At 32.6% G+C, this 12,079-nt stretch carries 15 protein-coding genes; 3 read left to right on the plus strand and 12 right to left on the minus strand.

What is annotated here, in order from left to right:
- Positions 1-125 precede the first annotated feature (125 nt).
- The 3 genes from FNL83_RS09265 to FNL83_RS09275 all read right to left on the minus strand — a co-directional run bounded on the left by FNL83_RS09265 (position 126) and on the right by FNL83_RS09275 (position 2,238).
- A complete protein-coding gene (locus FNL83_RS09265) occupies positions 126-1,334 on the minus strand; it encodes an NAD(P)/FAD-dependent oxidoreductase (RefSeq protein WP_001831966.1) in 1,209 nt (402 codons plus the stop codon).
- 269 nt (positions 1,335-1,603) lie between these two features.
- Complete coding sequence (locus tag FNL83_RS09270) at positions 1,604-1,963, minus strand: HesB/IscA family protein (RefSeq protein ID WP_001832002.1); 360 nt, start codon at positions 1,961-1,963, stop codon at positions 1,604-1,606.
- A gap of 29 nt (positions 1,964-1,992) precedes the next feature.
- Positions 1,993-2,238, minus strand: a complete 246-nt coding sequence (locus FNL83_RS09275; RefSeq protein WP_001831896.1) for a YuzB family protein — start codon at positions 2,236-2,238, stop codon at positions 1,993-1,995.
- Positions 2,239-2,519: 281 nt separating this feature from the next.
- Between FNL83_RS09275 and FNL83_RS09280 the strand changes: the two genes are divergently transcribed.
- Positions 2,520-3,584: an NAD(P)/FAD-dependent oxidoreductase gene (locus tag FNL83_RS09280; RefSeq protein ID WP_001832001.1), complete on the plus strand. Its 1,065-nt coding sequence runs from the start codon at positions 2,520-2,522 to the stop codon at positions 3,582-3,584.
- Between the two features lie 191 nt (positions 3,585-3,775).
- On the opposite strand, the gene FNL83_RS09285 is transcribed toward FNL83_RS09280, so the two are convergent.
- Positions 3,776-4,096 carry a YuzD family protein gene (locus tag FNL83_RS09285; RefSeq protein WP_001831951.1) on the minus strand — a complete coding sequence of 107 codons (321 nt, stop codon included), beginning with the start codon at positions 4,094-4,096 and terminating at the stop codon, positions 3,776-3,778.
- 99 nt (positions 4,097-4,195) lie between these two features.
- On the opposite strand from FNL83_RS09285, the gene FNL83_RS09290 reads away from it, so the two are divergent.
- Positions 4,196-4,438 (plus strand): NifU family protein, encoded by a 243-nt coding sequence (locus tag FNL83_RS09290; RefSeq protein ID WP_001831958.1) that lies wholly within the window; start codon positions 4,196-4,198, stop codon positions 4,436-4,438.
- Between the two features lie 297 nt (positions 4,439-4,735).
- Here the strand turns inward: FNL83_RS09290 and dltD are convergent, their stop codons facing one another.
- The 8 genes from dltD to FNL83_RS09330 form a co-directional block, all read right to left on the minus strand.
- Positions 4,736-5,974: a D-alanyl-lipoteichoic acid biosynthesis protein DltD gene (gene dltD / locus FNL83_RS09295; protein ID WP_001831904.1), complete on the minus strand. Its 1,239-nt coding sequence runs from the start codon at positions 5,972-5,974 to the stop codon at positions 4,736-4,738.
- The gene (gene dltC / locus FNL83_RS09300; RefSeq protein ID WP_001831996.1) at positions 5,971-6,207 is read right to left on the minus strand and encodes a D-alanine--poly(phosphoribitol) ligase subunit 2; all 237 of its coding nucleotides are present in this window, start codon (positions 6,205-6,207) and stop codon (positions 5,971-5,973) included. Before dltC ends, dltD begins: the two co-directional genes overlap by 4 nt.
- 17 nt (positions 6,208-6,224) lie before the next feature.
- Positions 6,225-7,439 (minus strand): D-alanyl-lipoteichoic acid biosynthesis protein DltB, encoded by a 1,215-nt coding sequence (gene dltB / locus FNL83_RS09305; protein WP_002439035.1) that lies wholly within the window; start codon positions 7,437-7,439, stop codon positions 6,225-6,227.
- Positions 7,436-8,893 carry a D-alanine--poly(phosphoribitol) ligase subunit DltA gene (gene dltA / locus FNL83_RS09310; RefSeq protein WP_001831977.1) on the minus strand — a complete coding sequence of 486 codons (1,458 nt, stop codon included), beginning with the start codon at positions 8,891-8,893 and terminating at the stop codon, positions 7,436-7,438. The genes dltB and dltA overlap by 4 nt, the downstream gene beginning before the upstream one ends.
- Positions 8,894-8,908: 15 nt before the next feature.
- A complete protein-coding gene (locus FNL83_RS09315) occupies positions 8,909-9,055 on the minus strand; it encodes a teichoic acid D-Ala incorporation-associated protein DltX (protein WP_001831913.1) in 147 nt (48 codons plus the stop codon).
- A 404-nt stretch (positions 9,056-9,459) separates the two neighbouring features.
- On the minus strand, positions 9,460-10,431 hold the full coding sequence (locus FNL83_RS09320; RefSeq protein ID WP_001831897.1) for a 2-hydroxyacid dehydrogenase: 972 nt from the start codon (positions 10,429-10,431) through the stop codon (positions 9,460-9,462).
- A 41-nt stretch (positions 10,432-10,472) separates the two neighbouring features.
- On the minus strand, positions 10,473-11,252 hold the full coding sequence (locus FNL83_RS09325; RefSeq protein WP_002456943.1) for a TIGR01457 family HAD-type hydrolase: 780 nt from the start codon (positions 11,250-11,252) through the stop codon (positions 10,473-10,475).
- Positions 11,252-11,686 (minus strand): DUF86 domain-containing protein, encoded by a 435-nt coding sequence (locus FNL83_RS09330; protein WP_001831932.1) that lies wholly within the window; start codon positions 11,684-11,686, stop codon positions 11,252-11,254. Before FNL83_RS09330 ends, FNL83_RS09325 begins: the two co-directional genes overlap by 1 nt.
- Positions 11,687-11,804: 118 nt before the next feature.
- Here FNL83_RS09330 and FNL83_RS09335 point away from each other — a divergent pair, with 118 nt between their 5' ends.
- A complete protein-coding gene (locus tag FNL83_RS09335; RefSeq protein WP_002439025.1) occupies positions 11,805-12,071 on the plus strand; it encodes a DUF3055 domain-containing protein in 267 nt (88 codons plus the stop codon).
- The last annotated feature ends 8 nt before the right edge of the window (positions 12,072-12,079 follow it).

Genomic DNA, 12,079 nt, shown 5'->3' on the forward strand with positions numbered 1-12,079 from the left:
TATAAACAATCGATGACAAAATTAATTTGAGTTGTTTACATATTTTAACTCTAGTCATCTTTGCTAAGGGAGACAACAAATTATGTCTCGTACCTTTTTATTGTTTTTTTATATCTATTACTTGATTAAAATTTTCCTTTTTTAAAGGCTAATCCTATGCCACCAAGTTTGTAAATCGCACGAGTATCAATAACTTTCTTCAAGAATGCTGCTTTTTTACCAGCGATATCTCTACCATATACAATTCCAACACCATCATTAGCACCTAATGAACATACAGTTCCACGGTTAACATATTGGAAATCTTGTGTTGATTCACCATTTAATAAACGTTTAATGTTGCTAGCAGTATGCTCACCTTGTTGCATAGCAATTTGAGCTGTTGTTGGTAATGGACGCTCTTCACCAGCTGGAATAAACGCTGAACAATCTCCTATAACAAAGATGTCATTATGACCTTCAATTGTTAAATCTTGTTTATTGATAATACGTCCACGTTTAACACCTTCAAATGATTCTTCCATTAAATGACTTCCACGCACTCCAGCAGTCCATACAGAAGTTCCGGCTTCTAATTGTTGTTTTTCTCCATTGACTTCAACAACGAAACCTTTTTCATTACAAGCGACAATAGGTGTTGCAATTTTGAATTCTACTCCACGGTCTTCTAAATATTTTACTGCATAACTAACTAAGTCGTCTGAGAACATCGGTAACATTTTAGGTGCTGCTTCAACACATGTTAACTTCACTTTACTTTGATCAACACCATATTTACTGCATAATTCAGGAATTCTATCAGTTAATTCACCTAGAAATTCAATTCCTGTAAATCCAGCTCCCCCAACTAAAATAGATAAATCTTTATCATCTTTTTCTTTAGAAGCAGCATAATTTGCGAACTTATCTTCAATGTGACGAGACAACTTACGAGAAGTTAAAACGTTCTCAATTTGGAAAGCATGTTCTTTCATACCATCAATACCAAATGTTTCGCTAACAAAACCTAGTGCAACAACTAAGATATCAAAGTCATAAACACCCTTATCAGTTTCTACACGTTTAGCATTACGATCAATTTTTGTTACCTCAGCAACAACAAAATTCACTTTATTTTTGTTGACAGTTTTCTCAACAGGATACAATAAATCTTCATAATTAATCGTACCGGCAGAAGCTTCATGCAACCAAGTTGATTCATAATGATATTCATTCTTATTAATTAAAGTAATTTCCGCTGCATCAGCAGAAAGTTCTTTTTGTAATTTAGTTACAGTTTGTAAACCAGCATAACCTGCACCTAATACGAGCACTTTCTTACGATCTTGAGCCATCTCTAATTCACCTAAGCTTTCATAATATTTTAACCAACCAACAATGTAGATAAAGGCTATAAACATATGACAAGCCAAATTGTCTCTTTCTTTATAGTCTTAGTCAACATTTAAAATTTTCAAGTCTTTTTTGGGTTTTGCTCTTCAGTTGTTCACATAAAAGACACTTTTAATCTAATTTTAATTCTATAGCTTTTACCCTATATTTTCAAGCTACAATAGGGATAGTTTGTGAAAAGTTTAATTTAATTTCGGATGGCAATATGAAATTAACATTGCTCTGGATTTCCAGCGACTTTAGCTGTTTTAAATGAACTTCCACAACCACATGAGGCAATAGCATTAGGATTGTTTATTTGAAATCCTCCACCCATAAGTGACTGTTTAAAATCAATTGTTGTTCCATTTAATACAGGAGCATCATTTCGGTCTACTAGAACTTTCAAACCATAGTATTCGAGAATTTCATCATTTTCACCAGGTTCTGCTTCGGCTGACATACCATAAGTTAATCCTGTGCATCCTCCACCATTTACTTTAATTTTTAAATAACCATCAGACATGTCGTTATTTTTTAACATGTCTCTAACTTCAAATGCTGCCGCTTCAGTTAAAATGACTGTTGGCATATAAAAAACCTCCCATAATTTTTTAATCTCTATAACAAATTCGTTATATCATTATCTTCGATATGTTGATATATGTTTTTTAATAAATCGTCTGGTGTGTTACCTTCAACAATATCACCATCTACAAGGGCATACAAGCTACTTGCGCATAGACCACAATTTTGTAGACAACCGTATTCAAGGACATCTATGTTAGGATCATTTTCTAATTTTTCAAATACAACATCACTACCTTTGGCCATATTTGAAATACAGAACTCCACTAACGGAAACATAAGTCACCTTCTTATCTTTATTAGTTTAAACATTATAACAAAGTATTCAATGTCCTGACTATCAGTCGGTATGACGATTTTAATTTTGTTTATCTTTTTAAATTTCATAATAATTAAATTGCATTCTACATTTGTTTGTAGTCATTTTGAAAAATAGATATAATAGTCATGCATACAAGTATTATAACTATCAGGGACTAGGAATCATCTTCATTTAGAGTATTCTAGTGATTTTTGAAAAGGGTTTCAATAAAACAATTATAACAAAGGGGTATTAATCAATGAAAAACTTAGTATTACTAGGCGGGGGCTATGGTAATATGCGAATTATGTCGCGCATTTTACCTCATTCAATTCCTGAGGGATATCACTTAACTTTAATCGACCGCATGCCATTCCACGGTTTAAAACCTGAATTTTATGCACTTGCAGCAGGAACTAAATCTGACAAAGAGGTGCGAATCCAATTTCCAGATAGCAGTCAAATTAATACGGTTTATGGGGAAATCAGTGATATAGATTTAGACGAACAAATGATAACAGTTGGAAATTCAAAAATAGATTATGACGAACTTATCATTGGTCTAGGGTGTGAGGATAAATATCATAATGTCCCTGGTGCTGAAGCATATACACATAGCATTCAAACATTATCTAAATCGCGTGAAACATACCATAGAATTAGCGAGTTACCTAAAGGGGCACGTGTAGGTATCGTTGGGGCAGGTTTAAGTGGCATTGAATTAGCGAGCGAACTACGTGAAAGTCGATCAGACTTGGAAATTTTATTATATGATAGAGGGCCTCGAATTTTAAGGAATTTTCCTGAGAAACTGAGTAAATACATATCTAATTGGTTTTCTAAACACAATGTTACTGTAGTGCCTAATTCAGTCATCGACAGAGTAGAACCCGGAAAAATTTATAATAATGGTAAACCAGAAAATATTGATTTAGTCGTTTGGACAGCAGGCATACAACCTGTTGAAATTGTGCGTAATCTTCCTATTGATATGAGTACCTCTGGACGTGTGATTATTAATCAGTACCATCAAGTCCCAACCTATAGAAATGTCTATGTCGTAGGTGACTGTGCTAATTTACCACATGCCCCCAGTGCTCAACTAGCAGAACTACAAGGCGAACAGATTGCTGAGGTTTTGAAGAAGCAATGGAATAACGAACCACTTCCAGATAAAATGCCTGAAATTAAAGTACAGGGCTTTTTAGGCTCTTTAGGTGACAAACAAGGTTTTGCTTATATCATGGATCGAACAGTTACCGGACGATTAGCCTCTATTCTAAAATCAGGTGTTCTGTGGCGCTATAAATATCATAATGGTTAATAAATAAAGAACCTAGGGCATTTACATTTCCCTAGGTTCTTAATTAATAATCACAAACTATGACAGCATTGAAATGTCCTTCTTCTCAATAAAAGATATAGCCTAAAAATGAAGATTTTCACTAAAAAATAACACAGACACTGTCAATTGAGGCACATCGTTAGTATGAATATTGCCCCCCTCTTTTAATCTTACATAGTAAAATATGATTTAATAAAACGGGTTATTTGTTTATATTGTATGTAACCATCTGCTACATATTCATCATTCATCGTAACTAATGGGTAAAACAATTCATCTTCATTAATTCTTTCTATAAATTGCATATCATGATCAGTTAAATTTTCAGTATCATTTCGTATGTCAATATATGTAAATTCAAAATGATGTTGAGGAAACTTTCTTAAAAGTAATGCTTGAAGCCATTGATAAGTATCTATAGATGTAGGTGCATTTACACAACTCGCACAAACGACTTCTGCTCCATATACGACAACACTAATTTTAGTCATTAAAATCCCCTATCTTGTTTTATAGATTTTTACTACTTTATCTATTATAATGTAATAATAATGATTATGAAATAATTGCTCTGAAAGGAGACATGTCACATGCCTACTGAGAATCCAACAATGTTTGATCAAGTAGCAGAAGTTATAGAACGTTTGCGTCCATTCTTATTACGAGATGGTGGCGATTGTACGCTTGTAGATGTTGAAGATGGTATTGTTAAGCTACAATTACATGGCGCTTGCGGAACATGTCCTAGTTCTACAATTACCTTAAAAGCTGGCATCGAGCGTGCACTTCATGAAGAAGTTCCAGGTGTAATAGAAGTAGAACAAGTATTCTAATACATCCCTATATAATTATTTATTAACCTAGGATAGATAGTGACGTCCTAGGTTTTTTAATTTGATAGAAATTAATAAATGAAGTCATAGCGCACTAATATTAACTCTATGATGCTAAATAAAACAATAAAATGCTTAGGATACAAAACATTGTTCCTAAGCATTTTATATACTGGCTATCAAAGAAGTAAACGAAAAATACATTACGTCGAGGTATTTCCTTTATAAATCTCGTTACACGGGATGAAATAACGAATTCTGTACCTAGCTCACTTAATTTTATTTCGGTTAATAATATTATTTGTTGCCTTGATGTTGATCATCTTGACGATCGTTGTGATGTTTGTGCGGTGGTTTATTTTTAGAATAATCGACTTCATGATTTTTAGGCGCATGACCATCCATATGTCTTGCAATTTGCTGGTCGACGTAAACCCAACCTTTCCATCCAATATGAACAGCATCACTAATTACGTACTTTTCATAGTCCTTGTTTGTCAAATCATAAATTTTCCCACCATTATCAACTACAGTTGAGTGAATCTTTTTATATACAGCTTCACGTCTATCTTTTTTGATACCTATATGATCATACCATCTTCCATTTGAAGGTATACTAACATATTGTACATCAGCTCCAGCAGCATGTAGCGTTTGCACTAATAATTTTAAATCTTGGAACTCGGGTGAGTTAATGTTGAACTCATAATCCCTTTTGATTTTACGCTTGTTTTGTTTTATCAATTTCCAATATGGATCTCTTATATCATATTTATTAGATTGAGTATTTGCTTTGCCTATATCGGCAGCTTTATGTTTCATCTCATCCCATGAAGCATCTTCTCTTGTTGCAGGTTTTACTTCTGCTAGAGGTGGCTTAGTGAATGAGAATAATGATTTAATAGCTTCAATCTTAGTTAATTGATTTTCTTTAAATGAAGAAATGTAGTTTCCAGAGACATCATTGGGATGTTTTGCTTGTTCTCTAAGGTATGACTTATTGTGTGCATGCGGAAACTGTAACAATCTTTGTGCATACCGTTTCTTCAAATTAGCTGGCATATCTTTTTGATTAAACATCTGATTGATTTGACTTTGTGACATACGAGCATCAAAGTTTTGATTTGTTAATCCATGATTCGTAAACCACTGTGGAGAAATAATAAATGTAAATTTCTTTCCTTTTAAATTGTCGTATTGCGCTGCAAGTTCAACTGCATTAATTAAATCTGTCGAACCTCCCGCACCAATAAGGAACGTTTCTTTACTAGCATTTTGTTTATTTAGCGCTATACCTGGATTAAAAGGATCATCCTTTTCCAGTTCACTTGAACCATAAATCGGGTAATACTTATTTGACTCGAATAATTTATTTTGAATGAGCGTGCCTTTTAAAACTTGATCAGTTAAAGAAATTCTATTATCAGCTAACGTCTTATTTGTCACAAGACCAGTAAACCAACTTGCTGGTAAAAATAAAAATATAATAAATATGACGCCACTGATTATAATGGGTAAGAATGGTTTCAGTTTCATCGTAACTCTTCTAAAGCTTCTACAATTTTATTAGGAGTTGCCCACTCATCTCTATCAAAGTCCATAATTGACACTTCAATATCCAATTTATTTTGAATTTCTAAAAGTAAACCTACAGTTTGAAATGAATCAATAATACCTTCTTCAAAGATTTCTACATCTGGGTTTTCCTTCACAATGTTGTTTTCAGCTACTTCTGCTAATAAATCTAATACTTGTTCTCTAAATTCCATAATTAATTACTCCTTTATTAAATAAATTTGCCTGAGAAAATTAAGAATCCGAAAGTTACAAAATGGAAGGTAATGATAATACTTATAGCTGTAGTGAAACCATTTTGCCAACGTGGTGGATGCTTTTTACGCCAACGCTCATAATAACCATAACCTATGAATAACGCTGCGTGGTATAATCCATATACAATGTAATATACTTCAAGACCATGCCATACTCCCATTATGAAAAAGTTTAAAAAGAACGCTACATTTGACATTGCAAATTGACTTTTTAATAACTTCTTACGTGACATGTAGAATAAAGATCTCATATAGATACAATCTCTAAACCAGAAAGATAAAGTCATATGCCATCTATTCCAGAAATCTTTAATATTTTTGGCTTTAAACGGTTGTTTAAAGTTAGGCGGTGTCTTAATACCATATAAATAACTCACTGCAATCGCGAATAAACTGTATCCAGCAAAATCAAAGAATAAATATAAGCTATAAGCGTACATATATAGCCACATATGAGTAAATCCATGCAGGTTAAGTTGTAAAGGATTAACAGCGTAAGTCTGAATCAAATACGCAATAATATATTTATATAAGAACCCTAACATAATCATATGAATTGCTTTGACAACAAGTTCTCTGTACTCTGCACCGCTAGGTACTTTCTTATCATCTTTCACAAAACGTTTATATCTATCAATAGGTCCAGATGAAATGGTTGGGAAGAATGAAATGAATTGTATCAATTTCCCTACTTTGATTTCTTTAATAGAACCATCACGAATCTCCATAATTAATTGAACACTTTTGAAAGTGACGTATGAGATACCTAAAAATCCTACAAATTCAATTAATTTACTTTCATGGAAGTGAATTTGATGTCCACCTAACCATGAACTCTGTAATATTTTAACAATTGCTAGAGGGAGAATAGACAACACCATAATTGTTACAAATTTTGTAAAAGTATTCTTCTTTTGTCGTGATTGATAGTAGTACATAATGAGGGCAACCTGCCATATGACATAAATAATAAAACAAAAAAGTTGTGCACTTAGATATTTTTGCCCTAACAGATTATGTTTATCTGATGCGAATATAATGACAATCATGATTGCTGTACTTATACCATTGTAAATATAACTTCGCTTACCTAAGAATCCAAGTATTATCACAGGTATAAGAACGATAAATGCAATTAAGAAAAATGTAAATGTGCCATAAGGTATCATCCGTTTACAACCTCGGCAATTTTCTTACGATCTAATTTACCATTTGATGTGAGTGGTAGTTGTTCCATCCATTCGAACTTTCTAGGAATCATATATTCTGGTAAGCGTGATTTAAGTTCGTGTTTAATATGAGTTGTCATTGCTAAATTATCTTCTACAGGTTCAGTAGGTACTACTGCTCCTATTAAATGTATGACCTTTCCATTTTTATAAACCGGCACAACAACAGCCTCTCTTACATGTTTTGACTGGCGTAATTGTGTTTCAATTTCCTCTAATTCCATACGATAACCATTTAATTTAATTTGAAAATCAATACGTCCTTGAATAAACCACAATCCATCTTCAATTTTAGCTTTATCCCCAGTATGATATGTTCTGACACCGTCTTCAAAATTAAATACTGCAGTTGTCTTTTCTTCATTCTTTAAATAACCTAAACTGACGCTTTGCCCCTCAATGACAAGTTCTCCTTCTTCAGTAGCAAATAATTTTGTACCAGGTCTAGCCACACCAACTGGTAAAGGGTTATATTGATTTAAAATTTCTTCTGTGATTTGTATACTTGTGACTGCAACAGTAGCTTCAGTCGGTCCATATGTGTTATAAATCATTGAATTCGGAAATCTTTCAACTAAGGCTTTAGCTGTTTTATGTGGTAAGATTTCCCCACAGAAAAAGAATTGCTTTAAACTACTATATTGTTGTTCATTTAAATTAGGTAATAATAAACACATTTCTATAAAAGAAGGTGTAGAAACCCAAACATTCATTGGTGTTTGAACTAACATTTCGTTCAATAGTTTAGGTTTTTTAATCATATCTTTATCAACAAGATTTAAAGTACCACCTGATGTTAAACAAGGATAGATTGCCATTACTGATAAATCAAAAGAAAATGGCGCTTGATTTAACCATTCTTTACCAGTACCAGTTTTGTTTAAAGATACCATCCATTCTGCGAATTCATTTAAACTTGCATATTCAATTTGCACACCTTTAGGTTCTCCTGTAGATCCTGAGGTAAAAATTGTATATACTACATCGTTTTGCTTCATTTGACTATCAAAGACAATTGGATATTGGGAATCCTGAATATCGCTAACCTTAAGCACTTGTGCATTTGTCTGTTCTAAAGTCTCATCTGAAGTATTAAAAATGATTTCCGGTTGTACTTTATCAATAATCATATTCACACGTTCTTTGGGAACAGAAGTATCAATAGGAACATATCCACAACCGGATTTAATCGCTCCAATCATACCAACAATCATGTAAGGTGACATGTGACCATATAAAATCATTGGCTTTTTACTATCTTGTAATAGATGTGCTAGCTTACTTGATTCTTCATCAAGTTGTTTATATGTTAGCTCATCATTTGTATGTCTAACCGCAACTGCTTCAGGTTGTTCCTGAACGAAGTGGTTTAGAATATTAATTAAGTCTGCCATAACTACTCTCCCTCATTAGAATTCATTATAAATGAAGTTGTTTTGTGTATCACCACTACCATAAATTAAATATAGCGCTATAAAAATAGCTAAATATAACAAAGTGATTAAGTAAGGCTTCATTTTATCAAAATATTTGTTAGAAGGCTCTTTTCCTTTCATTTTTAAATAGCACCTCTCAAACTCTAACTATTATTAATCGTAAATCTTCTCAATGTTCTTATATTAAATCATGTACTATGAACCTTAATAATTGCTAATAGACATCAAACAATACAATATACATTTTATATTTTAATTTTACAATTCATTATATCTATGTTTCAAATATAATTCAATTCAAATTTTATGTCTTGCTTAGAATTGTATTTAAAATTTTACATATTCAAATCATATGTCAACAACTCAATTAGAAATGGTTCTCACTTTTAAGAACAACATTATTTTAATTCTAAAGCCATGATTAGACAATTACAGTGGATATAACAAAATTGTTAGTTTTATCAAATTAAAAAAATTCACGTTATCACATTCGATTGATGGAATATGACTAACGTGAATAAATTTTAAAAGTGTAAAGAGGTTACAGGGGTTATTGGTGCATCATTATTTAATACTGCTTTAATATTATCTATACAAAGTTGTACCATTCGATTTCTAGTGACTTGGGATGCACTTCCTATGTGAGGTAACACCACAGCGTTAGGTAATTTCAGTATTGGATGATTAGGTTGAATAGGTTCTTGACGCATAACATCTAAACCACAGGCTTGTATCTCATGATTTTTTAATGCTTCTAAAAGTGCTTCCTCATCTACAATTGCACCTCTTCCAATATTAATGAAGACAGCATCATTTTTCATTTTATTAAAAGCTCGAGCATCAAATTGATTCTCAGTTTCCTTGGTTAAAGGTGCTGTGCAAATAATAAAATCACTTTGTTCAAGTAAAGATTTAAACGTTACATATGTAGCATTTAAATCTCTTTCAGCATTTAAGTCACGTTTGCGATTGTGATATATTATCCGTGCATCAAACCCTTGTAAGCGACGTGCAAACGCTTTTCCTATATCACCCATTCCAAAAATACCAACAGTTGCACCGTATACATCTTTTCCTGATAATAAGTAGGGTCCCCAACTTTTCCACTTACCCTCTTGAATATATGATGTCGCTTCAATGATTCTACGTGCTACAGTAAGCATCAATGTAAACCCTAGTTCGGCAGTTGTCTCTGTCAGTACGTGAGGTGTATTGGTAACAACTACACCATGTTTCTTTGCTAATGAAATATCAATATTGTCAAAACCTACTGCCATATTAGCAATCACTTTAAGTTGTTGTGCCCTGAGAAATACTTCTTCATCAATATGCTCACTCAATGTGATCACACATGCTGTTGCATCTTCAACGTTAGCAAGAAATGATTCTCTAGACATAGGCGTTAAATCGTGTTCCCACATGACAAGTTGTCCTAGTTTTTTAAGTTGCTCTACGTAGTGTTGTGGAATTTGACGTGTTACGAGTATTTTATTCATATGCACACCTCTATTAATTTCAAAAACAGATAGATGATATTTTATTTTTCTAATTCTGCAATAGCTACATTTAAATCTTTAAATGAATACGTAGGCGGTATTTCTTTAGATTGAATATCTTCATACGTACTCACACCAGTTTGAACATGTATCGTATCAATACCTACGTTAATACCTGACATAATGTCTGTGTCATATAAATCACCAACCATTGCAACTTCTGATTTTTCTAATCCAAGTATATCTAAAGACTTAGACATTATAATTGGTTCAGGTTTACCAATAAACTCTGGCTGAATGCCAGTAGAGACACTGACCACACTCGTAATAGCACCATTACCAGGTAAAAAACCTCTCTCTTTAGGTATGGATACATCTGGATTTGTAGATATAAATTTAGCTCCATTACGTACAGCTAATGTTGCGATTGATAATTTTTCATATGTTACCTTTTCATCTAAACCAATAACTACATAATCAACATGTTCATCATTCTTTATTGAAAGTCCTGCATCAGTTAGTGCAGTTTTGAGTCCATGACCACCAATCATATATACAGTTGCATTTGGATGCTGTTCAGAGATATAATCCGCTGTTGCCAATGCTGAAGTTACAACTTCATCTGGTTTAGCATCAATATGCATATCACGTAACTTCTCAGTAACTTGAACAGGTGTCTTTGTAGAATTATTAGTTACATATAGATGCGGGATATGATTATTATTTAAATAATCTATAAATTGTGCGGCACCGTCAATTTCATCTGTGCCTTTATACATTGTCCCATCTAAATCGATTAAGTATGCCTGATAATGTTTCACTAGTTATTCGCTCCTTTTCCAAATGCGGTAATTGGTACATTTTCATTTTCTAAAAATTGTCCTACTTCTTGAATAAATTGCTTATAGTATGGTAGTGCATCATCAAATAACGGCTCAATTTTATTCATATTTAAATCGATATAGTGATGTGCAAACTGTTTTCTAACATCAATAGTTCGATTGATATGTGATTGTGTTTCTTTTGAAATAACATTTTCCAATTCTAAAATATCTATTACATCTTTATAATTACCAGGATCTCTTAAAATAAACCCATCTATAATCATATTGCCAATATCTACAGAAGATTCAATTAACATTTGACCAATTCGTTCAAAAGCATATAGGTTCCTTTTATTATCATTGTAATCTTCAGTGAGCTTTTGTAAGTAAGTGATTTTCTGAGTTAGTTTATCTTTATCTACAAAATACATTCGCTTGTCACCTCTTCATACATCTAATAAGTTAATCATACCATAGTTTTGCAGTCATCATCATTTGTCGTTATACTTAAGTGTAATAGTTTTCGCAATATAAAGGAGCGTCAGAGTTATGATAGATATGTACTTATATGATGATGAAGAACAAAGCCAAGTACAGTTCGTCGGCTTTGTTGGTGAGCATAGTCGTTACGACTTAATGCTTGTACAAACGGATAGACATTATGGTAAAACTTTAGTTTTAAATATGCAGACAAATCAATTTGGCATTATAGGTTCAGATGATATAGAAGAAGAAGGTTACATTTCTCATATTTTAGGAGTATCAAAGGAAGAAGCGGATGAAATTATTGAATATTTAAATGAAGTTATTCAATAGAAGAGATA

Source organism: Staphylococcus epidermidis (genome assembly GCF_006742205.1).
GTDB lineage: Bacteria > Bacillota > Bacilli > Staphylococcales > Staphylococcaceae > Staphylococcus > Staphylococcus epidermidis.

Coding starts and splice junctions, on each gene's coding strand:
- FNL83_RS09265 (WP_001831966.1), bottom strand. CDS start 1,334: ATGGCTCAAGATCGTAAGAAAGTGCTCGTATTAGGTGCAGGTTATGCT.
- FNL83_RS09270 (WP_001832002.1), bottom strand. CDS start 1,963: ATGCCAACAGTCATTTTAACTGAAGCGGCAGCATTTGAAGTTAGAGAC.
- FNL83_RS09275 (WP_001831896.1), bottom strand. CDS start 2,238: ATGTTTCCGTTAGTGGAGTTCTGTATTTCAAATATGGCCAAAGGTAGT.
- FNL83_RS09280 (WP_001832001.1), top strand. CDS start 2,520: ATGAAAAACTTAGTATTACTAGGCGGGGGCTATGGTAATATGCGAATT.
- FNL83_RS09285 (WP_001831951.1), bottom strand. CDS start 4,096: ATGACTAAAATTAGTGTTGTCGTATATGGAGCAGAAGTCGTTTGTGCG.
- FNL83_RS09290 (WP_001831958.1), top strand. CDS start 4,196: ATGCCTACTGAGAATCCAACAATGTTTGATCAAGTAGCAGAAGTTATA.
- dltD (WP_001831904.1), bottom strand. CDS start 5,974: ATGAAACTGAAACCATTCTTACCCATTATAATCAGTGGCGTCATATTT.
- dltC (WP_001831996.1), bottom strand. CDS start 6,207: ATGGAATTTAGAGAACAAGTATTAGATTTATTAGCAGAAGTAGCTGAA.
- dltB (WP_002439035.1), bottom strand. CDS start 7,439: ATGATACCTTATGGCACATTTACATTTTTCTTAATTGCATTTATCGTT.
- dltA (WP_001831977.1), bottom strand. CDS start 8,893: ATGGCAGACTTAATTAATATTCTAAACCACTTCGTTCAGGAACAACCT.
- FNL83_RS09315 (WP_001831913.1), bottom strand. CDS start 9,055: ATGAAAGGAAAAGAGCCTTCTAACAAATATTTTGATAAAATGAAGCCT.
- FNL83_RS09320 (WP_001831897.1), bottom strand. CDS start 10,431: ATGAATAAAATACTCGTAACACGTCAAATTCCACAACACTACGTAGAG.
- FNL83_RS09330 (WP_001831932.1), bottom strand. CDS start 11,686: ATGTATTTTGTAGATAAAGATAAACTAACTCAGAAAATCACTTACTTA.
- FNL83_RS09335 (WP_002439025.1), top strand. CDS start 11,805: ATGATAGATATGTACTTATATGATGATGAAGAACAAAGCCAAGTACAG.